This window comes from Pectobacterium araliae, from assembly GCF_037076465.1.
GTDB lineage: Bacteria > Pseudomonadota > Gammaproteobacteria > Enterobacterales > Enterobacteriaceae > Pectobacterium > Pectobacterium araliae.
Genome location: NZ_AP028908.1, coordinates 3,711,540 through 3,732,965, shown reverse-complemented (window position 1 = coordinate 3,732,965; position 21,426 = coordinate 3,711,540). Strand labels below are relative to the sequence as shown.

Sequence of the window (21,426 nt, the reverse complement as noted above, 5' to 3'; positions counted from 1 at the left end):
CGTTGTTGTCGTGATTAGGGGCAGAACAGGGTTTTTAAGGTAGCGATGATGATTTTTACATCCTGATTTTCGATGCGATAGTAGAGCGTTTGTGACTCGCGCCGATAGCTAATCAACCCTTCCTCACGCATTTTCGCCAGATGTTGCGAGAGAGCGGACTGGCTGAGCGGAATGTGCTCCAGCAGCGCACCGACCGACATTTCACCGTGCTCGATAAGCAGGCAAAGCACTAGCAGCCGGTTTTCATTGCCAATCGCGCGCAGCAGCGCCGCCGCTTTTGCCGCCCCGTCCTGCATGAATTCGCGATCCGAATTGCTCAATGTCATATTCATCCTGCCCTGCGAAACTGACTAATTTAGTGATACCTAATGTATTGAGCTTACCATACCCTCGGTCTTGAGTGAGGAGAATGACTGACATCGATAAAACCGCTCATAACGGAGCCCTTGCGTTTACAACTGGGGCGTTTCTCCTTAGAATAGCGCCACATCCTTTCCTGAATCTGCTGCTGCAGGAAAAACAACCTTCTCTCCGAAACGGGAGGAGCGCTTTTCTGTTTTTCTAGGTAGCACCATGTCTACATTTACTCGCTTACAAAACGTTTGTCCCGTTTGGGGATAGACACCGATTACCAACATTCTATTTATCATCTCCGCAGGCAGAATGCAGAAGCGCAGGTTCTGTTGCCGGAAACGTTGCCGCTGGAAGAAAAGGCGGTTCAGCAACTGCTGGATTTCGCCTCGGTACACCTACCGGGCAGCGAGGCGCGCGTCTGTGCTGCCCGCGCGACGCCGGATTTCCATCCCGGCACGCTTGCGCCCGTTGGCAGTATTGTTGCTACAACGGAGAACTTTGTTATTCCGGCCGCGATTGGGACGGATATCAACTGCGGCATGCGATTGTTGACGACAGGCGTGCATCATGCGGATGCCGATGAACACAAGCCTGCACTGATTCAGGCGCTCAAAAATACGTTGCTGCTGGATCAGCGTGATGTTCCCGTTACGCCAGATTCGTTTTCCGCACTGTTTGATGAAGGGCTCTCGGCGTGGCTGGCGGCATTGCCCTTACAGGGGCTTTGGCAGGACGTGGACTTCCAACGGCTGGCGGCGGAACTCGGTTCTATCGCCGGAAGCGATGCAGTTCGTGCCCACAGTCGGCATGCGCCTGAGCCGTTTTTCGCACCTCGTGAGATACTCCGACCTTCCAGCCTGGGCACGGTGGGGTCGGGTAACCATTTCGTTGAGCTGCAAATTGTTGATGCCGTCTTGGACAGGCATGCGGCGTATCAGGCTGGCGTGAAGGAAGGTGAGGTCGTGATTATGATTCATACCGGTTCACGGGACGTGGGCTTTTATGTCGGCCAGCGTGGGATCGATAAAGCGCGAGCCTGTTGGCCTGCGGCAGAGAAATATCCGGTGTCCGGCCTGTTTGGTCTGGTTGATGAACAGGCGATGGATTATATGGAAGCCATGGGCGTCGCCGCCCGCTATGCGTGGATTAACCGGATCGTGCTGACGGAACTGATCCGTTCCTCTTGGAAGCAGGTGTTTACGCGCGATGCCAGCAAGCTGGTGGTCGATCTGTCGCATAACATCATTCTGCCGGAACATGGAATGAATCTGCACCGCAAAGGGGCTACGCCTGCAAAAGCAGGGGAATTTGCGCTGATCCCTGGTTCAATGGGGGACTACTCTTATCTCGTTACCGGAAAGGGACATTCCGATTGGCTGTGGTCATGTTCACACGGCGCAGGGCGTGCCGAGCGTCGGCAGAGTATGCGTAACAAGGTCGATACGGCGAAGCAGGCAGATACGTTGCCCTGGCAATGCATTACGCTGAAAGATGAGCGCCTGCGGGAAGAAGCGCCAGCGGCCTATAAGCCGGTTACGCCCGTGATTGATATTCAGGAACAGTCGGGGCTGATTCAACCCGTAGCACGGCTGCGCCCGTGGCTGACGTTTAAGGCTTAATAGAACATTTATACCCCACATCAGCATAGTTAGTGTGCACCGTCAGGGACATGCTATTCTGCTGGTGTTGGTGTTTTTCAGTGATAGTGATATTTGACACATAGCGCAGTTGAATAAAAATTAATGTTGCCATTATGTGAACGAATTAACAATCGATTCAAATCCTGATATGCTGACGAGGCTGGACCGGACACTCTACTACCTTACATCCACACGCTGACACCCAGGCATGGACACCACAATTGGGAACAAGAGCGCCGGGCATAATGAAGACAATGAGAGCGAGGAGAACGTCGTGCTAGAAGAATATCGTAAGCACGTAGCCGAGCGGGCTGCGCAGGGAATTGTTCCTAAACCGTTAGATGCCACGCAGATGGCCGCGCTGGTTGAGTCACTCAAGAATCCCTCGGCAGGCGAAGAAGAAGTATTGCTTGATCTGCTGATTAACCGTGTCCCCCCTGGTGTTGATGAAGCTGCCTATGTAAAGGCTGGTTTTTTGGCTGCCGTCGCTAAAGGCGAAGCCACTTCCCCCCTGGTTAGCCAGGAAAAAGCGATTGAACTGCTGGGCACCATGCAAGGTGGCTATAATATTCATCCGCTGATTGATGCGTTAGATAGCGATAAGCTGGCTCCGATTGCCGCTGAAGCGCTGTCCCACACGCTGCTGATGTTTGATAACTTCTATGATGTGGAAGAAAAAGCGAAAGCAGGCAATGCGCACGCTAAGAAAGTGATTCAATCCTGGGCTGATGCCGAGTGGTTCCTGTCCCGCCCGAAACTGGCGGAAAAAATTACCGTTACCGTCTTTAAAGTTACCGGTGAAACTAACACCGATGACCTGTCTCCGGCACCTGATGCCTGGTCACGCCCTGATATTCCGCTGCACGCGCTGGCGATGCTGAAAAACGCCCGTGAAGGTATCGATCCCGATCAGCCTGGCGCCGTTGGCCCGATCAAGCAGATCGAAGAACTGAACAAGAAAGGCTTCCCACTGGCGTACGTCGGCGACGTGGTCGGTACAGGATCGTCGCGTAAATCGGCGACCAACTCCGTGTTGTGGTTCATGGGGGATGATATCCCTCATGTTCCGAACAAACGCGGTGGTGGCGTGGTGCTGGGCGGCAAGATCGCCCCGATCTTCTTCAACACCATGGAAGATGCCGGTGCGCTGCCGATCGAAGTGGATGTGAACGATCTGAATATGGGCGATGTAATTGATATCTACCCGTATGAAGGTGAAGTTCGTCGTCATGACACCAATGACGTGCTGGCGACGTTCGCGCTGAAGACCGACGTATTGCTGGACGAAGTCCGTGCTGGTGGTCGTATCCCGCTGATCATCGGACGTGGACTGACGTCTAAAGCGCGTGAATCACTGGGTTTACCGCACAGCGATGTCTTCCGTATTTCCAAAGCGGTTGAAGCCAGCAAAAAAGGCTTCTCGCTGGCGCAGAAAATGGTCGGTCGCGCCTGTGGCGTCGCGGGCATTCGCCCTGACGAATACTGCGAACCGAAGATGACATCGGTAGGATCACAGGATACCACTGGGCCGATGACCCGTGATGAGCTGAAAGATTTGGCTTGTCTGGGCTTCTCTGCCGATCTGGTGATGCAGTCGTTCTGCCACACCGCGGCCTATCCGAAGCCAGTTGACGTGACCACGCACCACACGCTGCCTGATTTCATCATGAACCGTGGCGGCGTATCGCTGCGTCCGGGCGATGGGGTTATCCACTCCTGGCTGAACCGCATGCTGCTGCCGGATACCGTTGGTACGGGCGGTGACTCCCACACCCGTTTCCCAATCGGTATCTCTTTCCCTGCGGGCTCCGGTCTGGTGGCATTTGCAGCGGCTACAGGCGTGATGCCGCTGGATATGCCAGAATCCGTTCTGGTACGCTTCAAAGGCAAAATGCAGCCGGGTATTACGCTGCGCGATCTGGTTCACGCGATTCCGCTGTACGCGATCAAACAAGGTTTACTGACCGTTGAGAAGAAAGGTAAGAAGAACATCTTCTCTGGCCGTATTCTGGAGATCGAAGGTCTGCCGGATCTGAAAGTCGAGCAGGCGTTTGAACTGACCGACGCCTCGGCGGAACGTTCTGCGGCCGGTTGTACCATCAAATTGGATAAAGAACCGATCATCGAGTATCTGAACTCCAACATCGTGCTGTTGAAGTGGATGATCTCCGAAGGCTACGGCGATCGTCGTACGCTGGAACGCCGTATTCAGGGCATGGAAAAATGGCTGGCCGATCCGCAACTGCTGGAAGCCGATGCCGATGCCGAGTATGCGGCGGTGATCGACATCGATCTGGCCGATATCAAAGAGCCGATCCTGTGTGCGCCGAACGATCCAGACGATGCGCGCTGGTTGTCTGACGTGCAGGGCGAGAAGATTGATGAAGTCTTTATCGGCTCCTGTATGACCAACATCGGTCACTTCCGTGCGGCAGGTAAACTGCTGGATAGCCACAAAGGCCAACTGCCGACCCGTCTGTGGGTTGCACCGCCGACCAAGATGGATGCGGCACAACTGACCGAAGAAGGTTACTACAGTGTGTTTGGTAAGAGCGGAGCGCGTATCGAGATCCCTGGCTGCTCGCTGTGCATGGGGAATCAGGCGCGCGTAGCGGACGGCGCGACGGTCGTTTCTACCTCGACCCGTAACTTCCCGAACCGTTTAGGAACCGATGCCAACGTCTATTTGGCATCTGCCGAACTGGCTGCGGTGGCTTCACTGCTGGGTCGCTTGCCGACCTCAGAAGAGTACCAGACCTACATGTTGCAGGTGGATAAAACCGCGCAGGATACCTATCGCTATCTGAATTTTGACCAGTTAGGTCAATATACCGAGAAAGCGGATGGCGTGATCTTCCAGACGACTGTCTAACTCGCTATAGTTCGCATCTCTACACCGAAGGAGGCCTTGTGCCTCCTTTTTTATGCGCCATCTCCACTGGAATTGGCATACGGGGTTGTGTGTGTCTGTAGCATCAAAGGTGAAGGTGCATCACGACGGCAGGCTGTAGGGGCGACTAAACTGAACAGAAGAAACATCACAGTGAGGATGGCATCATGGACTATGAATTTTTGCGGGATGTGACGGGCCAGGTCATCGTTCGTATGTCGATGGGGCATGAAGCGATTGGACACTGGTTCAATGAAGAAGTGAAAGGCCAACTGACGATATTGACTGACGTCGAAGACGCCGCGCGCTCCGTTGCTGGCAGCGAACGGCAGTGGCGGCGTGTGGGTCACGAATACACGCTGTTGCTGGATGAAGAAGAAGTGATGGTGCAGGCGAATCAGCTGTCTTTCACCACGGATGAGCTAGAAGACGGTATGAGCTATTACGATGAAGAGAGCCTGTCTTTATGCGGTCTGGATGATTTTCTGACGCTGGTGGAAAAGTACCGCGAATTCGTCCTGCATTGATCGCTGTCGTCAGACGAACGTGTTGATAACACCACCCGTTTGGTGAGTGGGGTTATCCATCAATTAGCCAAGGTCAGCATGACCAAAGTGCGCCTGCCAGTCGTGATCGAAGCGGTTAAGCGCATCGTCAACCGCAGGATCTTGCAGGAACAGTTCGGCAACGGCAGGATCAACCGTAATAGCCCGGCACCCAGCCAGCAGGCAGTCCAGTACCTGACGCGGCGTGCGAAAGCTGGCTGCCAGCACCTGAGTCTGCGGGCTGTGCAGGTTAATCAGCGTTTGCAGTTCTTTCACTAGCGCAATCCCATCGCCACCTTGCGCATCAATGCGGTTGACGTAAGGCGCGATATAGCGAGCGCCAGCCAGCGCGGCATAAAACCCTTGCCCTGCACCGTAAACGGCGGTGCCGAGGGTGGGAATATCCAGCACGGTCAATTCCTTTATGGCTCGTAAACCTGCATGGGTTACTGGCACTTTGACGACCAGAGAAGGAATCACCTCCCTGAGTTTTATTGCCTCTGCTACCATCACGTCAGGATCGCGAGACATCACCTGAGCAAACAGCTGTCCTTCCGTGCCGATAACGGCCTGCATATCCCGTAGCACGGTATAAATATCGGATTTTCCGCGTGCGACAATACTCGGGTTGGTGGTCACGCCTTTAATGGGTAACACGCCAGCGAGTCGTTCTACTGCGGCCACATCAGCCGTATCTAAATAGAATTCCATCATTTCCCCCGTAAACTAAAACTGGTGTTGCGGATGTCATTCATCGGGCGAATTTAGCGCACGATAATGCCCAGCAGAATACCCACCGCGCCGAAATCGGAATCGCTGAACGTGGTGTTTGCCAATCCGATACTGCCCAGCACTGGCAGCAGGAAAACAGGCAGGAAAGTAATCAGCAGTCCGTTGGCAAAAGAACCTAAAATCGCACCGCGACGTCCGCCGGTGGCGTTACCGAAAACACCTGCCGCCGCGCCGACAAAGAAGTGTGGCACCACGCCGGGAATGATCACTGTCAACCCCATCAGATAGAGCAGCACCATACCGATCACCCCAGCCGCAAAGCTGCTCAGGAAGCCGACCAGAACGGCATTCGGGGCATAGGGGAAGACGACGGGGCAATCTAATGCGGGTTTAGCATTGGGAACCAGTTTGTCCGAAATGCCTTTAAACGCAGGCACGATTTCCGCAATCACCATGCGCACGCCTTGCAGCACGATGTACACGCCAGCGGCAAAGGTAATGGATTGAATCAGCGAAAACATGAACCAGTTTTTCCCGCCAGCGTTCATCGTTTTCACCGCTTCCGGGCCAGCAAACAGACAGGTGAAAATGAAGATGAAAAACATGGTAAAGGCGATGGCGACGGGTGTATCGCGTAGGAACAGCAGGCTTTTCGGGACTTCCATGTCCTCCGTTGATTTCTCTTTATTACCAAACTTGCTGCCAATAAAGGCGGACAGCAGTTGTGATATCGCAGAAAAGTGACCAAAGGCAACGTCATCTGAGCCTGTTACTTTCTTCATATACGGGTGAATAATGGCAGGGAACAACACCATCGACACCCCAACCACCAGCGACCCAACGGTAATCAGCAGCACCCCTTTCATACCCGCTGTTGCCAGAATCACGGCAACCATCATCGACATAAATAGCGTGTGGTGTCCGGTCAGGAAAATGTATTTCCACGGTGTAAAACGTGCGATCGCGATATTAATAACCATCGCGAAGAACATGATCATTGCCATCTCGGTGCCGAAGTTTTTCTGAGCGACGGCGACAATGGCTTCATTGTTAGGCACCACACCCGCGATACCAAACGCATGGTGGAAAATCGCGGCGAAGTCGCCTAGCGATGAGACGATCAAACCCGCGCCCGCGCCGAGGATCAGGAAACCCATCACGGTTTTCACCGTTCCCTTTATGCACTCCGTGGCGGGTTTTTTCTGGGCAATCAGGCCGATAAGCGCAATCAAACCGACCAATATCGAAGGTTCCGACAGCACGTCACTCATTAAAAAACGGAAGAATTCCATTTTTGCTCTCCTGCTTATAAGGCGCCAAGTTCTGTCAGGGCAACCGAGAGGCGCTCTTTCATCGCCACTTTGTCGATCATGTTATTCAGGGACACAATTTTTCCCCCGACTGCCTGTGCGACAAGCTGATCGGCAATGTCTTTGGTTCCGACAAAGATGTCGCTGTCCGTGCCTTTCGCCGAGCCTAAATCCACGTGATCCACGTCAGCAATCACGCCGAGTTCTTTAACGATGTTTTTAATGCTCATTTCCATCATCAGGCTAGTACCCAAACCGTTACCGCATACGACTGTAATTTTCATCATCTGTGTCCTCTGGTGGCGATTAATAACGAGAAATAACGGAAAGCACCTGTTCTATCTCTGTCGCGTTAATTAACGCGGCGACGTCATCAGGCGTGTCGAACAACTGAGCGAGCTGTGAAATAATATCGATGTGGCTATTGCTGTCCGTCGCGGCCAAAACAATCAGCAACTGCACGGGGTCGTTACCGTCGGAGTGGAAAGCCACGCCGTCACGAATCAGCGTCAGGCTGACGGCAAGTCGGTTCACACCGTCTTCCGGACGGGCATGTGGCATGGCAATTCCTGGGCCGACGACATAGTAAGGACCGATGGCTTCATGAGAGCGGTAGATCGCCTCAATATAGGTGGGTTCAATCGCGCCATTATCCAATAAAGGCTTACAGGACAACGCAATAGCGTGACGCCAGTCCTCACAGGCAGGTAAAATCTGAACAACGTCTGGTGTTAGTAAAGTGTTAAGCATTAGGGCCGCCTCTGTATCATTCCGAACGCAGAATAGTGTGCCAGCGTTGAAAATAATGTGATTAACCTCTAAAAAGATAACGCTAACTGATATGCATATCATTAACTGTGACCCGCTTAGCACAAGCGGGGCTATGACGTGTTCCCCTCGTGTAGACGCAGGCACACTGTTATGGCGTGCGGTAGGAAAATCGTGATGTCTGCATGACGTCTTGTCTGAAAGCAATGGGTAGCAGGCTTTATCGCGGCTGTGTACCGAGAAAAATGACGAATGGAGAGGAAGTGAGCATGCGCAAGCGTCGCAGTACCGGTAAGGTTACGCTACAGGATGTCGCCGACTACGCGGGCGTAGGGACGATGACGGTATCGCGTGTGATGCGCAAACCCGATCTGGTTTCTGAGAAGTTACGCAGCAAAGTGGAACTGGCCGCCAGAACGCTTGGCTATGAACCGAATCAAGAGGCCAGCCAGCTTACCGAAAGCACGAATCGTGTGACGTTGCAGGATATTGCGAGGTATGTGGGGGTCGGTGCTATGACGGTGTCCCGTGCATTAAGGGAGCCGGGGCTAGTTTCCGATGCTACGCAGAAGAAAATCAATGATGCGATAAAAACGCTGGGCTATGTACCGAACCACGCTGCGGGTGCATTGGCATCCGCCTATCAGCCCAGTATTGCGGTGCTCTATCCTTTTCAGCAAGATCGCGCCAGCATTCGTTTTGTGCAGGCATTACAGCAGGTTGTTGGCAAACATAGCATCCCATTGATCATGGGTTGTCACGAATATCGTCAGAATACTGAAGCGGGAATGGTTGAAAAACTCTTGCAGCAACGGCCAGCAGCACTGGTGTTGTTCAGTGCGCAACTTTCACAACGTACTCAAGACATCATTCAGGGCAGTAATGTTATTACGGTGAACGTTTCCGGCGCTTCTGCGCTAAGTACCCATATCAATATTGATATCTCCCTTGCCGAAGCCGCAGAACAGTTGACGATTTCCCTGCTGGAAAAGGGGTATCGTCACATCGCTTATATCGGTGCACACACGGATAACCGACTGCAAAAACAGCAACTGAACGGCTGGAATAAAGCCATGCTGGCGCACTATCACAATGCCGATTTGAAAATTACCATCCCAGAGGCACCCAGCTTACAGTTTGGCCGCTATGCGATGACCGAGCTGCTACAAAATCAGCCGGAGCTGGACGCGATTATCTGTAGCCACGAGGAAATTGCCATGGGCGCACTCTTTGAATGCCAGCGCCGTCTGATGAAAATCCCTTACGATCTGGCGATTGCCTGCCTGGATGGTTCTGAACAATGTGAACACACGTTCCCTGCGCTGACTGCGATGCGGCTTGACTATGAAACGCTGGGGGCAGACGTTGGGCGTCTGGTGCTCGCCATGATGGACAACGACGCTCATCCCCCCGTATTGGAAAAGGTTACGTTTATGTTTGAGCCTCGGGCGAGTAGTTAGCAGGGAGAAAAACCAGCGAGATAACCTGACCTCTGAGATTTACCATCAACACGCGGCGTTGTTGCAGTTCAGTGCGGGCTTATGCAACAACGCTTCATCGATCCCATTCCCTATTCTTTGCCATCCCCAGCCGTTTTTTGAGCCTCAGCAGGCCTGACGCTATACCCTATAGTTCTGAAGGTTCTACCCCAGAAATACGATGTTGAGCAAGCTTCCATCGCAATAAGCGTTCCTGGCTCAAACAGTCGAACTGTATTCAGCAATTTTGAACGGGAAATCTTTTTATTCCATGTGATGTCACTCCAGAATGAATTGCAGTCAGTAAAGTATGGCACTGACTACTTCAGGGAGGGGCGTCCATCACATCACTACAGTACGATTTTTTAAGCGACAGTGCACATTGCAGGATATCTTCCTTCCCGCCTTCGGGAAGGTTTCTGGTATCCTGCAACCAAGAATGATTACGCACTACTCCTCTATACCACTATCATTGTTTTCATTCTTTATATCGATTTACCAACAACGTAAAATCATTTTATGACTGCAAGATGGATATCGCCGTGGATCCTACATTAACTGATGCTTTCCGCATGAGCGGGGATAAAGTAAAAGGACAAAGCCGCCTTGGTCAGATTATGGATTATCTGAAAAGCCATAATCTGGTGTCTGTGAACAACGTTTCTCCGGCGACGATCCGTCGTGATGTGATCAAGAAAGGCGTCACCACGCCGACGGAAGAAAAGGCCGGTGTGAAGCAAGATCTCGGCGCGAATGCCAGTCGACGCGTGTTGCTGGCCGATAGCCGTAAATATGGTGCGTATTCTTTGTTCTGCGTGACACCGTTGTCAGAATTGACCGATATCATCACCGACAGCGGGTTAGTGCCTGACGTACAGGCGCAGCTGAAAGGTAAACATTCAATCTTACGTTGGTGGGTAGCTGACAGGAGCGTTTTATAATGAATACTGAGTTCAATGGGACTCGTCAGGTTCTGTCGGTTTTCGATTTCGATGGAACGTTGACCTACCATGACAGCTTTATTCCTTTTTTACGTTTTGCCTTCGGTAAGCGTGTTTTTGCCCGGCGCATGATGCATCTGGTGCTGCCTTCTGCGCGTTGTGTGCAGCGTAAGTTGACGCGCGATGAACTCAAAGAATATCTCATTGCCACGTTTCTTTCTGGCATTGAGGCATCCTGGATACAGGAAAAAGCAGAAGCGTTTTGTCAGCGTAAGTGGAATACGTTAATGCGTAAGTCTGGAGTGCTTGGCGTCGCTGCGGAACTGCATTCCGGGGCTGAAGTGACACTCTGTTCGGCATCGCCTGAGATCGTGCTACGTCCTTTTGCCGAGCGGTTAGGGGTAAAACTGATTGGGACGCAGCTTGAGGTAGAAAACGGCGTACTGACCGGAAAGATTAACGGGCATAACTGTCGATGCAGTTATAAGGTGCAACGTCTGGAAGGCGTGTATGGCCCGCTAAACCAGTACCATGTACGTGCATGGGGCGACACCCGTGGCGACTACGAGCTACTGGCCTCTGCCCACGATGCGCACTGGCGTCATTTTCATCCACGCTGGCTGCGGCGCAAACCGCTTTCGGAACGGTTACTTCTATCGGGCGTGATTAAGGTTCATCCTTAAACATCAAGAAACTCCCCGACCTCAGTCGGGGAGACGGTATCAATTAGACATTAACGCCGTGTTGAGCGGCAAGCGCTGACAATCCACCTGCAAAGCCTTGACCTACCGCTTTGAATTTCCACTCGGTGCCATTACGGTACAGTTCACCAAAGATCATGGCCGTTTCGGTGGAGGCATCCTCAGACAGATCGAAACGTGCAATTTCAGCGCTGGTATCGTTGTTATAGACGCGCATGAAACTGTTGCTGACCATACCGAAGTTTTGTTTACGGCCTTCGGCATCATAAATCGTCACGGAAAACACCAGCTTTTTCACTTCAGCCGGCACTTTCGCCAGATGAATTTTTACTTGCTCATCATCGCCGTCACCTTCTCCGGTGCGGTTGTCGCCTTGGTGCTCAACGGAGGCGCAAGGGCTCAGTTTGTTATTGAAGAAAATAAAATTAGCGTCAGATAGCACTTTGCCATCTTCTCCCACCATAAATACTGACGCATCCAGATCGAATGCCTGCCCATCGGTGACGCGCGCATCCCATCCGAGGCCGACCATGGCAATATTCATGGTTGGTGCTTCTTTCGTTAGGGATACATTACCGCCTTTTACCAGAGAAACTGCCATTTTATAGCTCCTGCTTTAGCGTGGATTACTGGGCAGTTCGCGACTGCCCAAAGGGAAAGACAAGGTGAGGGTGATCAGGATGCATTGATACCGTATTGTGAGCAGACCGATGCCAAACCACCGGCATAGCCCTGACCGACAGCACGGAATTTCCACTCCGCATTATGGCGATACAGTTCACCGAACAGCATTGCTGTTTCAGTTGAGGCATCTTCAGTCAGATCGTAGCGTGCGATTTCGGCTTGGGTGTCATCGTTTACCAGGCGAATGAACGCGCCGGATACCTGACCAAAGCTCTGGTTACGAACCTGTGCATCATGAATCGTGACAACGAAAACGATTTTGTCGACCTCAGCCGGAATCAGATCCAGCTTAATTTTCAATGATTCGTCATCTCCATCACCCGCGCCTGTACGGTTATCGCCGGTGTGGGCCACTGAGCCATCAGCAGACTTCAGATTATTGTAGAAAATGAAGTCGGTATCGCCACGGACTTTGCCATTCGCATTGAGCAGGAATGCCGAAGCATCCAGGTCAAAGTCCTGACCATCGGTCGCGCGGGCATCCCAGCCCAGACCGACTAAGACATTTTTCATCGTCGGTGCTGCTTTGCTCAGTGAGACATTACCGCCTTTAGAAAGAGAAACGCTCATTAAATTAACCTCTTAAGTTGATATTTCAGAATGTAGTGTTAGGAGCAGAAGATTAATTCTCCTTGTTCTCCTCAGCATCGGGTTTGGCTGGGAACAGTACGCTGATGATAATACCTAGCGCCAGTACGCCCAGAACAACAAACAGGCTGGAGGTTGCCGAGATGCTGTAGCCATGGTGCCATATGTGATCGGTTGCATTCAGGCCAAGCTTGGCAGCAATGAAGAACAGCAACACAATAACGGCTTTTTCCAGATGAACCAGATATTGTTTCAGTGCTTCCAGTACAAAGTAGAGTGTACGCAAACCAAGGATAGCGAACATCATTGCACTGTAGACAATCAGTGGTTCACGGCTCACGGCAATAATAGCGGGAACCGAGTCAAAGGCGAACATCACGTCAGAAAGTTCGACTACCGCGACACAGAGCATCAGTGGCGTGGCGTAGAAGGCCGCTTTGGTTCCACGGCCAATCGTGACGTCTTTGTTTTCCGGTTTAGCCAGTTCTTCGTCCACTTCTTTCTGGTTTAACAGAAACGCGTGGCCTTTCAATTTTGGCCAAATAGGGAAGAAGCGTTTCACTAAACGGTAAGCGAGGTGCTGCGAATAATCTTCGATCTCGTCGTCATCGTCACCGCTTCTCAGCATCATGACGGCGGTCCAGGCAACGATCAACGCAAAGACGATTTCTACATACGGCCCCAAGCTGAGCAGCCCTGTACCGATCGCGACGAAAATACCCCGGAATACGATGGCCCCGATGATCCCCCAGTAGAGTACGCGGTGACGGTAACGATCGGGAACGGCGAACCAGGAGAAGATCGCCATCATCACGAACAGGTTATCCACCGACAGCACTTTTTCCAGCGCATAGCCAGTAACGAACAGGCTGGCAACTTCTGCACCATGATGGATATAGAGGAATCCGGCAAAAGCCATTGCCACAATGACCCAGAACACAGACCAAAGTGCTGCGCTTTTCAACGAAATCGGCTTGTCATGGCGGTGCATGAACAGGTCGATAAAAATGGCCCCGACGGCCAGTGCTATAAAAACAATGACGGTTTCTGCCGGGAAGCCGATATGTGTGGATACCATAGATAACCCTTAGAGGATATTGACATCAAAGGCCGAAATCGGCGGGTTGAAACCCAAGCGCAGTCGCGATTTCTCGCACGGCATGTTGCTCTGCTGCATCGAAATCACCGTCACTTTTAGCAACAGCAATACCGACTCGCAGAGCCAGTTGTGCGGCTTCAGGCTGATCTTTGAGCGCCAGGATATATTTCATGGTTTCGCCTTTTCCGATTTCTTCATCGAAATCGAAACTAGCAACCAGTTTGTTAAAGAATTCAATAACTTCGGCAGTATCAAATACTTTTAACTCTTCTGATGATTTGAGAAAACCGATCATCTTCTGTTTTTCTTCTGTACTCACGCCGCCGCTGGATACCGCGATGCGGACACAGACGGCAACAGTACCTTGCAGAAATTTCTTGTTCTTGAAGCGTCCGACCTGTTTCGTCAACTCTTCTCGGCTGGCATTAAAGGCGCCTTTAACCTTATTAAGAAAACTCATTCTGAACCTCTCATCAAATGAAACTACTTTGAGCCAGCCTTCCAGCTAAATCCCCAGCCAAGCGCCTTATCCATATCGCTATGACCATTGAAGAACTGATTAATACGCTCGACCTTGATACTTCCGCCTTCATTGACCAGACGCGCAACCGCACACATGTTGCGGCTATTTTGTCCTTCCGTCATACGGGTTTCGATCGGTGGCTGATCGGGAATGTGCAGTGTGACCACACCATCGGTTTTATCCCAGCTAGGCACACCTTCGTAGATAAAGGCATAAATCAGAACCTGACGCACCTGTTTCCATTCACGACCATTGATATGCAGCCACTCGCCTTCTGAGACATCGCCAGTACGGTCATCCCCTTTGAGCAAAACAAACGGTTCGTTATGGTAATCACCAAAGCGATTGCCCAACGCCTGAACCACGGTTTTGTAGCCATCTTGCATCTCGATAAAAGCACCGATATCGAGATCGATCCCCTTGTTGCCGCCAAACATCCCTTTCAGGCCAGACGCTTTGGGTTCACGATGCCAGTTTAGGTTGATGCGAATCTCACCGAAGTTATCTCGTTTTTCCAGGCTAATAGCCGGTTTTTCTTTGGTGAGCGACACCTTGTTTAAATTAATACGGCTCGGTGCGGGGGCGGGAGCAGGGGTCGGCACCGGTGCTGGTGTGGCGGCGGCAGGTGCGGCGATGTCGACACCAAAATTCTCAGCAAGAGGCTGTAAACCACCGTTAAATCCTTGCGCAATAAAGCGAAATTTCCATTCGTTATTACGGCGATAAAGCTCTCCCAGAATCAGAGCGGCTTCCTGACGTCCTGCCAATTCGACATTGCCGTTCACCACAACCGCATTATCAGCAGTAACCTGAATACTGAGTTGTTGCAAATTCGCGATGGTCTGATTACCTTCGCAGGCAACGGTGAACGCGATCTTTTGTACTTCGGGTTTCAGTCGAGCGATATCAACCGTGAAGATGGTGTTATGCCCTTCATGAATCAGGCTGATGCTGCCGTCATCATTGCGTGGCTGACCATAAAACACCATATCTGCGTCGCCCTGTACCTTGCCGGTGGCAAACAGACGAAAAGCACTGGCGTCTACTGCGGCACCGGAGAGTATGCGAACCTGCAACGCGCTGTTAGGGACGGGCGCGTTGCCGCCTGGGGTCAGATTCATTAGCGCACCACCGCAGTAACAATATCGGCGTGCATATCACTAATCGTGCGACCCCGACAGGCCTGGCCATGAGCGGTGAAATCCCACTGACCATTATTACGGCGCAGTGAGGCGATAACGATCCCGGTATGAGAGCCTTGTTCGGTCAACTGATAGCGAGCCTGCTCTTTATTGGCCTGATCAACGACGCGACAAAATGCATTTTCAACTTCATTAAACGTTTGGCCACGGAAGCTATTGACGGTAAATGCCAGGAACTCGACGTTTTGTGGCAGTCGGTTCAGGTCAACGCGGATCACTTCGTCATCGCCGTCTCCCTCGCCAGTCAGGTTGTCTCCGCTGTGTACCACCGAACCACAGGATGATTTCAGTTTACGAAACCACACGGTGTCGATTTCATTACCCGCTTTATCGAGCAGTACGCATCCGGCATCAAGATCGATTGACGCATTACCGCCAAATAATCCCCCTAAGAGACCTTTCTTTTTCACTGGGTCCCAGCCGAGCCCAAAGTGAAGATTACTGATAGTAGAAGACTGTTTGCTGAGAGAAATCGTCTGGTTTTTACTTAAAGAAACCATAGCCACATTCCTTATAAAGGTATTGAAAAGAACAACGCTTTTTACACCGAATCCTATTCCTGAAAAAATCATATCATGATGTAGTTTGTGAGCAAGAAACTTTTTGTCATTTATTGTTTTAAATTTTTCAATTCTATGATTTTTATGTGAAATGTGTATTTTTCTTTGTGAGCTTACGTTTTTACTTAATATTTTTAAGCATTGTTAGTTATGTTTTTTATTTGCTTAATGTAAATCATCATATGATTGACATATTGTGGTGGCGTCAATAGACTCAGTACGCTTAACTCAATCTGGCAACACAGCACGGGAATGCATACCAATGACACAAAGAATTTGGCTAATGGAAGGCTTGTCTTCCCAGCGTGATATGATTTTGGCGATTGCATCTTTTGCTAAAACCCGCGGTGCGGATGTCACCATTTTTGCTTCTCATCGTAATGAGCGTAATGAAATCCTGTCGCTTGCCGATTGTGCATTCCTGGAGCCAAAGGACGAGACTGAACGCCTCTCCTTTATTCTGACGACCGTAAAAACGCTTGGGATTCATGCGATCCATGCGGGTCGGCATGGGCGCTGGTGCGAAAACCATCGACATGAAATTGAATCGCTTGGTGTGAAGCTCACTACCGGCACCGTTAATGTCGAATCCCTATTGATAGCCGATGACAAAGTCTCTTTTGCCCATGAAATGGAGAAATTAGGGCTAGCCGTCGTGCCTTCGATTCGTGTGTCCTCTGTCGATGAACTCCGACAGCAGATCGCCGCGGCACCGTTTTCCGGTGCGCCACTGTGTGTGAAGCCCGTAACAGGCATTTATGGCATGGGTTTTTGGCGTTTTGATGAAAGCGCCTCACCGATGGCGGTATTTACCCATCCAGAAAGACGTGTGGTTGCCCCAGAGCACTATCTACATGCACTGGGCCTACATGCACTGAGCGAAGCGGGCAATTTTTCGCCGCTGGTGCTGATGCCCTACCTGCCTGGCCCGGAGTATTCTGTCGATATGCTGGTAGAAAAAGGCAAGGTGCTGGCCGCAGTGGCACGGCGTAAGGCTGGTGCGCTGCAATATCTGGAAAACAGCGGCGAAGCCTACCAGCTTGCGATTGCCTGTGCGGAGTCGATGCAAGCGGATGGGTTAGTCAACGTGCAGACCCGTCACAATGATGATAGTGTCCCCCAACTGCTTGAGATTAACATGCGCCCTTCCGGGGGGATTGGTTATACCCGTTTTAGCGGCGTAAACCTACCTGGGCTATTTGCCCTGCGCCAGTTGGCATTGTTGAGTGCGCAACAAGTGGCTGAACTGGCGGCAGCGGCCTTTGAGCCCGCGACAGTGCGAACCATCACGGATGTTGTTCGCTACCAGACTACGTTGTCTAACCGACTTCAGGAAGGGTAAACCGCAATGCCACAAATTCCACAACAGCCCGTTTATACCCGCGACCTTTCCTGCGGCACACTGAGTGTGACGCCAACGGGGGGCGTGGCGGCGCTGGATGCATTGTTTGAGATTGCTGAACGCCGTAATCCTAAGCGGGCTTTCCTGTTTGTTAGCAAGGTATTAGGACGACATATTCCTGTGTCTCCCGCGACGATGCGCGGTGTGTATCGCCAGCTCGCAGAGCAACTCCCTGATTTTATCGAGGGGCCTGTGCTGTTTATCGGTATGGCTGAAACGGCAGTAGGCTTGGGTGCAGGTGTTTTTGATGAGGTGAGGCAGCGGGTCGGTGAATCCGTTTATTTGACTTCCACCCGCCACCCGCAAGACGGTGAACTGCTCTGTGAGTTTAAGGAAGCGCATAGTCATGCCACCGATCACTTGATCTATCTCCCTGAGGATGACCAGTTACGTCGCCGCGTGCGTGAAGCTCGTACTCTGATACTGATTGATGATGAAGCGACGACGGGCAATACGTTCATTAATTTACTGGCCGCCCTGCGAGAAACCACATGGCTTACGCACTTGCGGCAGGTGTTTGCGGTAACGCTGACCGACTGGAGCGGTAGTGCGCTCGCACAGCGTTGTCCTTTATCGCTTCAGTCCATCTCTCTGATTCAGGGCGACTGGCAATGGGTGCCCAAACCGGATGCGCCTCTTCCCATCATGCCGACGGTGAACGTCACGGCGCGCGGTAACGTTGCCATCACGGGAAAACAGAGCTGGGGGCGCTTGGGCATGGCCGAACCGGCGGGGGATTTAGGGCGTGATTTGCGTGTGTCGCCGGGTGAAAAAATATTGGTTCTGGGCAGTAGTGAGTTTGTTTGGGAACCTTTTTTACTGGCGGAGCATTTGCAAGCCCAAGGGGCTGACGTTAAATTCAGCTCTACCACGCGATCGCCTATCGCAACGGGATTCGCCATTCAGTCAGCGATAACGTTCAATGACAATTACGGGCTAGGCATTGCGAATTTTGTCTACAACGTTATGCATCAACGTTTCGATCGCATTCTGCTCTGCGTAGAAACGCCGCCAGAGAGTGTCGATCCCCAATTACGCGATGCGCTGGCAACGGTAGCACCCAGCGTGGAGATTATCAGCTATGACTAAGCCCGTTATTTTTTCCGATCTTGACGATACGTTGTTTCAGACGCGACGTAAGATGGTGAATGAGCTGGCGCTTGAACCTTATCGTGCGGGGGCGTTGGATCCTAGCCTGACGCCGCGCAGCTTTATGACCGAAGAACAGGCCATGCTGGTGGATTGGATGCTGGAATACGCCGATCTGATCCCCGTGACGGCACGCGGTACGGGGGAAATCGCCCGTGTGACCATCCCTTTCCGTTCCTGGGCCGTTACCACGCATGGCGCTGTCATTCTTACCCCGGAAGGTGAACCTGAGCCTGTCTGGAAAGCGCAGATGCTGACGGCGTTGGCACCGTATGCGGAGCAGCTTCACACGATGCAGCACGGTATCACCGAACTGATGGCAGAGCGCCATATTAACGGATGGGCGCGGATTAATTACGAATATGGCGATACGCCGATTTATCTGGTGATGAAGCACCGTGATAGCACCAGAATCGAAGAACTCTACGCCATTGCCGATGAAATAGAGCAGCGCTATCCAACCGCGGGTTTTTATCTGCATCGCAACAGCAACAACGTGGCCTGGTTACCCGATCCGGTAGAGAAAGGGCGAGCAGTGACCTATTTACTCAACACATTACGCGCGGAACGAGGCACCTTTCCCGTGATTGGTTTGGGAGATAGTCTTAGCGATCATCGCTTTATGACGCTCTGCACCTGGTATGGATTGCCTCGACAGAGTCAGTTTGCCGAGGCAATTGCTCGCCGCATTTTCGGAGACACCCAAGATGCATGATGACATCACGCCTTTCTCTGGCTCCTACTTGCCAAACGATATCCACTTTTTGCTTCAGCCTGTCGAGATAGACGTGACGCCAGTGGAAGAGAAAGAGCGGCTGATTCAGTCGGGCGCTAAGCACTATTCAGACATGCTGAGTCAGGAGCCGGAACCGACGGTCTGGCACCTCGAACTTTTCTCCCGCGCGCTTGAACAAGAGGGCGGGCGTTTGGCGCGAGAGGTGCAGATGCTTGCGCAAATGCTGGCACAGCGTTTTGCCGATACGCCAGTGGTATTGACCAGTTTGGTGCGTGCCGGTGTTCCTCTGGGCGTGATGTTGCATCGAGCACTGCGTGCCATGGGGAAAACGTCTTACCATTATGGCATTAGCATTATCCGCGATCGGGGGATTGATAAAACCGCGCTGGAATGGATTGAGGCGCGTCACGGCAGCGAAGGAATTGTGTTTGTTGATGGCTGGACCGGTAAAGGTGCTATCACGGGAGAGTTGATCCGGTCTCTGAAGGGAAGAAAAGGGTATCCCGAACGGCCTCGTTTGGTGGTATTGGCAGACCCCTGTGGCTGTGCCTGGCTGTCGGCAAGTCATGATGACTGGCTGATTCCGTTTGGGATTATGGGAGCCCCGGTGTCGGGTCTGATATCCCGATCGTTGTGGGCGGCGCAAGGGCTACACGGCTGCATGATATGCGAGCACCTTGAGCGCTATGAGTGCAGCCAAATGCTGGCGGACACCGTCGATACGCTGCGTCGTACTGCCCCTCCCGTAGCTCGGCGATACCTTGAATCACCGCCTGAACGGCTGCGTGATCTTCAACAACAGAGTGAGACGGTGATCCGCACTCTGGCTGAACGCTATGGCATCGACAGTACTAATAGAATTAAACCCGGTATTGCTGAAGCGACCCGCGCGGTGTTGCGTCGGGTGCCGGATCATGTCCTGGTACAAACGATGGATGATCCTGATGTTGCGCTGTTGGTCTATCTTGCGAAGGAAAAGGGCATCACTATTACTGAAGTCGGCGATGAAATCGGTCAGTACCGCGCGGTTACCATTATCAAAAAGGTGCACTGATGAATAAAAGGCTTTCTCCCTGGAATTTAGGTGCGACGCTCTATATGCCTGCGACGCGTGCCGATATCGCCGACGTTATTTTGACGGATAAAATTAGCGGACTGCGCTCTCTGGTTATTTGCCTTGAAGATGCCGTCGCGGAAAGCGATGTTCCTCTGGCGTTGTTACGGCTTAGTGAGCTTCTGACGACATTAGCGCAGGCGAAACAGGCTAATGGAAAAGCCGACTGGCCGTTGGTTTTTGTTCGTCCGCGCGACGCTGAGATGGGGCGCTGGCTTGCGCATGAGATGGACTTGAGTCCGCTGGATGGGTTGGTGTTGCCCAAATTTACTCTGGCTTCTTTGCCACAGTGGTGGGAGGTGGTGCGGAACAGCGAACTGTGCATGATGCCGACACTGGAGACTGAAGACGTTTTCGATGTGGTGCAGATGCGTGAATTGGCCACTCAACTCCAGTCTCATCCCTGCCATGAGCGCATTATTGCTTTGCGTATTGGCGGCAACGATCTGATGAATGTGATCTCACTGCGGCGGTCACGCCACCTGACTTTATATGATGGACCGATGGGATACGTGATCAAAATGTTGGTCTCGATATTTGCCGCGCGGAATTTCGCGTTGACCGCACCAGTCTGTGAACATATTGATGACCATCACATCATGTCGCGCGAGTTGGCGTTGGATATGGCGCATGGATTGGTCGGTAAAACGGCTATTCATCCCAATCAAATCGATATCATTGAGCAGGCGCTGATGGTGTCCGCGACTGATTATGCGGATGCGTTGCGCATTCTGAATTCCAGCCAGGCGGTTTTTAAGTCTCAGGGGGCGATGTGCGAACCAGCCACGCATCGCCGCTGGGCATCGGGGATTTTGGAACGAGCGAAGGTCTATGGCATTGCATCAGAGCAAAACGTAGGGGCTCGTCTCATCGCGGCGACTCATCATCATTGAGGCGGTTGATAGGTTATGTGCCTATTTTGACTGGGGAGTTGGTCGATAGTGTTTCTGGTTTATCCCACGTTGAAAATTTGTCTGTTAGAGTCAAAAACGATTAAAATTTTACTTAAG

21 protein-coding genes and 1 pseudogene are annotated in these 21,426 nt (G+C 51.9%); 11 read left to right on the top strand and 11 right to left on the bottom strand.

From position 1 onward, the window contains the following. Positions 1–14 precede the first annotated feature (14 nt). Positions 15–326, bottom strand: coding sequence for an ArsR/SmtB family transcription factor (locus AACH44_RS16920; RefSeq protein ID WP_261847061.1), 312 nt, complete (start codon positions 324–326; stop codon positions 15–17). Between the two features lie 285 nt (positions 327–611). On the opposite strand from AACH44_RS16920, the gene AACH44_RS16915 reads away from it, so the two are divergent. The 3 genes from AACH44_RS16915 (at position 612) to yacL (ending at position 5,411) form a co-directional block, all read left to right on the top strand. Further along, a complete protein-coding gene (locus tag AACH44_RS16915; RefSeq protein ID WP_261847060.1) occupies positions 612–1,973 on the top strand; it encodes an RtcB family protein in 1,362 nt (453 codons plus the stop codon). Positions 1,974–2,268: 295 nt separating this feature from the next. Continuing rightward, complete coding sequence (gene acnB / locus AACH44_RS16910; RefSeq protein ID WP_261847059.1) at positions 2,269–4,866, top strand: bifunctional aconitate hydratase 2/2-methylisocitrate dehydratase; 2,598 nt, start codon at positions 2,269–2,271, stop codon at positions 4,864–4,866. Positions 4,867–5,051: 185 nt separating this feature from the next. Beyond that, positions 5,052–5,411, top strand: a complete 360-nt coding sequence (gene yacL / locus AACH44_RS16905; RefSeq protein ID WP_261847058.1) for a protein YacL — start codon at positions 5,052–5,054, stop codon at positions 5,409–5,411. Between the two features lie 63 nt (positions 5,412–5,474). Here the strand turns inward: yacL and fsa are convergent, their stop codons facing one another. From fsa to AACH44_RS16885, 4 genes are read right to left on the bottom strand one after another with little or no spacing between them, the layout of a single operon-like run. Continuing rightward, positions 5,475–6,140, bottom strand: a complete 666-nt coding sequence (gene fsa / locus AACH44_RS16900; protein ID WP_261847115.1) for a fructose-6-phosphate aldolase — start codon at positions 6,138–6,140, stop codon at positions 5,475–5,477. A 53-nt stretch (positions 6,141–6,193) separates the two neighbouring features. Beyond that, positions 6,194–7,453, bottom strand: a complete 1,260-nt coding sequence (locus AACH44_RS16895) for a PTS ascorbate transporter subunit IIC (RefSeq protein ID WP_261847057.1) — start codon at positions 7,451–7,453, stop codon at positions 6,194–6,196. A 14-nt stretch (positions 7,454–7,467) separates the two neighbouring features. Next, positions 7,468–7,755 (bottom strand): PTS sugar transporter subunit IIB, encoded by a 288-nt coding sequence (locus AACH44_RS16890; RefSeq protein ID WP_261847114.1) that lies wholly within the window; start codon positions 7,753–7,755, stop codon positions 7,468–7,470. A gap of 22 nt (positions 7,756–7,777) precedes the next feature. Further along, complete coding sequence (locus AACH44_RS16885; RefSeq protein ID WP_261847056.1) at positions 7,778–8,221, bottom strand: PTS sugar transporter subunit IIA; 444 nt, start codon at positions 8,219–8,221, stop codon at positions 7,778–7,780. Between the two features lie 287 nt (positions 8,222–8,508). Between AACH44_RS16885 and AACH44_RS16880 the strand changes: the two genes are divergently transcribed. The 3 genes and pseudogenes from AACH44_RS16880 to AACH44_RS16870 all read left to right on the top strand — a co-directional run bounded on the left by AACH44_RS16880 (position 8,509) and on the right by AACH44_RS16870 (position 11,341). Beyond that, the gene (locus AACH44_RS16880; protein ID WP_261847055.1) at positions 8,509–9,699 is read left to right on the top strand and encodes a LacI family DNA-binding transcriptional regulator; all 1,191 of its coding nucleotides are present in this window, start codon (positions 8,509–8,511) and stop codon (positions 9,697–9,699) included. A gap of 548 nt (positions 9,700–10,247) precedes the next feature. Further along, positions 10,248–10,642, top strand: a pseudogene (locus AACH44_RS16875) (hypothetical protein). 15 nt (positions 10,643–10,657) lie between these two features. Further along, positions 10,658–11,341, top strand: a complete 684-nt coding sequence (locus AACH44_RS16870) for an HAD-IB family hydrolase (protein WP_261847054.1) — start codon at positions 10,658–10,660, stop codon at positions 11,339–11,341. Between the two features lie 43 nt (positions 11,342–11,384). Here the strand turns inward: AACH44_RS16870 and AACH44_RS16865 are convergent, their stop codons facing one another. The 6 genes from AACH44_RS16865 to AACH44_RS16840 form a co-directional block, all read right to left on the bottom strand. Continuing rightward, on the bottom strand, positions 11,385–11,960 hold the full coding sequence (locus AACH44_RS16865) for a TerD family protein (RefSeq protein WP_261847053.1): 576 nt from the start codon (positions 11,958–11,960) through the stop codon (positions 11,385–11,387). Positions 11,961–12,034: 74 nt separating this feature from the next. Continuing rightward, positions 12,035–12,613, bottom strand: a complete 579-nt coding sequence (locus AACH44_RS16860) for a TerD family protein (RefSeq protein ID WP_107168034.1) — start codon at positions 12,611–12,613, stop codon at positions 12,035–12,037. A gap of 52 nt (positions 12,614–12,665) precedes the next feature. Further along, complete coding sequence (locus AACH44_RS16855; protein ID WP_261847052.1) at positions 12,666–13,709, bottom strand: TerC/Alx family metal homeostasis membrane protein; 1,044 nt, start codon at positions 13,707–13,709, stop codon at positions 12,666–12,668. A 25-nt stretch (positions 13,710–13,734) separates the two neighbouring features. Then, a complete protein-coding gene (locus AACH44_RS16850; protein ID WP_014701346.1) occupies positions 13,735–14,190 on the bottom strand; it encodes a tellurite resistance TerB family protein in 456 nt (151 codons plus the stop codon). 23 nt (positions 14,191–14,213) lie between these two features. Beyond that, the gene (locus AACH44_RS16845) at positions 14,214–15,374 is read right to left on the bottom strand and encodes a TerD family protein (RefSeq protein WP_261847051.1); all 1,161 of its coding nucleotides are present in this window, start codon (positions 15,372–15,374) and stop codon (positions 14,214–14,216) included. Continuing rightward, complete coding sequence (locus tag AACH44_RS16840; RefSeq protein ID WP_261847050.1) at positions 15,374–15,955, bottom strand: TerD family protein; 582 nt, start codon at positions 15,953–15,955, stop codon at positions 15,374–15,376. The genes AACH44_RS16845 and AACH44_RS16840 overlap by 1 nt, the downstream gene beginning before the upstream one ends. 322 nt (positions 15,956–16,277) lie before the next feature. On the opposite strand from AACH44_RS16840, the gene AACH44_RS16835 reads away from it, so the two are divergent. The 5 genes from AACH44_RS16835 to AACH44_RS16815 are packed head-to-tail and all read left to right on the top strand — an operon-like array spanning position 16,278 to position 21,309. Beyond that, entirely contained in the window at positions 16,278–17,357 is a 1,080-nt protein-coding gene (locus AACH44_RS16835) for an ATP-grasp domain-containing protein (RefSeq protein WP_261847049.1), read from the top strand. A 6-nt stretch (positions 17,358–17,363) separates the two neighbouring features. Further along, positions 17,364–18,506, top strand: a complete 1,143-nt coding sequence (locus AACH44_RS16830; RefSeq protein ID WP_261847048.1) for a phosphoribosyltransferase domain-containing protein — start codon at positions 17,364–17,366, stop codon at positions 18,504–18,506. Further along, positions 18,499–19,281: a hypothetical protein gene (locus tag AACH44_RS16825; RefSeq protein WP_261847047.1), complete on the top strand. Its 783-nt coding sequence runs from the start codon at positions 18,499–18,501 to the stop codon at positions 19,279–19,281. Before AACH44_RS16830 ends, AACH44_RS16825 begins: the two co-directional genes overlap by 8 nt. Continuing rightward, positions 19,274–20,356, top strand: a complete 1,083-nt coding sequence (locus tag AACH44_RS16820) for a cysteine protease StiP family protein (protein WP_261847046.1) — start codon at positions 19,274–19,276, stop codon at positions 20,354–20,356. The genes AACH44_RS16825 and AACH44_RS16820 overlap by 8 nt, the downstream gene beginning before the upstream one ends. Next, complete coding sequence (locus tag AACH44_RS16815) at positions 20,356–21,309, top strand: HpcH/HpaI aldolase/citrate lyase family protein (RefSeq protein ID WP_261847045.1); 954 nt, start codon at positions 20,356–20,358, stop codon at positions 21,307–21,309. Before AACH44_RS16820 ends, AACH44_RS16815 begins: the two co-directional genes overlap by 1 nt. The last annotated feature ends 117 nt before the right edge of the window (positions 21,310–21,426 follow it).

Bases quoted from the DNA above. Each gene is read 5' to 3' on its own strand.
- AACH44_RS16855 (WP_261847052.1), bottom strand. From the start codon at position 13,709: ATGGTATCCACACATATCGGCTTCCCGGCAGAAACCGTCATTGTTTTT.
- AACH44_RS16845 (WP_261847051.1), bottom strand. From the start codon at position 15,374: ATGAATCTGACCCCAGGCGGCAACGCGCCCGTCCCTAACAGCGCGTTG.
- AACH44_RS16920 (WP_261847061.1), bottom strand. From the start codon at position 326: ATGACATTGAGCAATTCGGATCGCGAATTCATGCAGGACGGGGCGGCA.
- yacL (WP_261847058.1), top strand. From the start codon at position 5,052: ATGGACTATGAATTTTTGCGGGATGTGACGGGCCAGGTCATCGTTCGT.
- AACH44_RS16895 (WP_261847057.1), bottom strand. From the start codon at position 7,453: ATGGAATTCTTCCGTTTTTTAATGAGTGACGTGCTGTCGGAACCTTCG.
- AACH44_RS16850 (WP_014701346.1), bottom strand. From the start codon at position 14,190: ATGAGTTTTCTTAATAAGGTTAAAGGCGCCTTTAATGCCAGCCGAGAA.
- AACH44_RS16815 (WP_261847045.1), top strand. From the start codon at position 20,356: ATGAATAAAAGGCTTTCTCCCTGGAATTTAGGTGCGACGCTCTATATG.
- AACH44_RS16890 (WP_261847114.1), bottom strand. From the start codon at position 7,755: ATGAAAATTACAGTCGTATGCGGTAACGGTTTGGGTACTAGCCTGATG.
- AACH44_RS16860 (WP_107168034.1), bottom strand. From the start codon at position 12,613: ATGAGCGTTTCTCTTTCTAAAGGCGGTAATGTCTCACTGAGCAAAGCA.
- AACH44_RS16880 (WP_261847055.1), top strand. From the start codon at position 8,509: ATGCGCAAGCGTCGCAGTACCGGTAAGGTTACGCTACAGGATGTCGCC.
- AACH44_RS16820 (WP_261847046.1), top strand. From the start codon at position 19,274: ATGCATGATGACATCACGCCTTTCTCTGGCTCCTACTTGCCAAACGAT.
- AACH44_RS16835 (WP_261847049.1), top strand. From the start codon at position 16,278: ATGACACAAAGAATTTGGCTAATGGAAGGCTTGTCTTCCCAGCGTGAT.
- AACH44_RS16870 (WP_261847054.1), top strand. From the start codon at position 10,658: ATGAATACTGAGTTCAATGGGACTCGTCAGGTTCTGTCGGTTTTCGAT.
- AACH44_RS16840 (WP_261847050.1), bottom strand. From the start codon at position 15,955: ATGGTTTCTTTAAGTAAAAACCAGACGATTTCTCTCAGCAAACAGTCT.
- fsa (WP_261847115.1), bottom strand. From the start codon at position 6,140: ATGGAATTCTATTTAGATACGGCTGATGTGGCCGCAGTAGAACGACTC.
- AACH44_RS16885 (WP_261847056.1), bottom strand. From the start codon at position 8,221: ATGCTTAACACTTTACTAACACCAGACGTTGTTCAGATTTTACCTGCC.
- AACH44_RS16865 (WP_261847053.1), bottom strand. From the start codon at position 11,960: ATGGCAGTTTCTCTGGTAAAAGGCGGTAATGTATCCCTAACGAAAGAA.
- AACH44_RS16830 (WP_261847048.1), top strand. From the start codon at position 17,364: ATGCCACAAATTCCACAACAGCCCGTTTATACCCGCGACCTTTCCTGC.
- AACH44_RS16825 (WP_261847047.1), top strand. From the start codon at position 18,499: ATGACTAAGCCCGTTATTTTTTCCGATCTTGACGATACGTTGTTTCAG.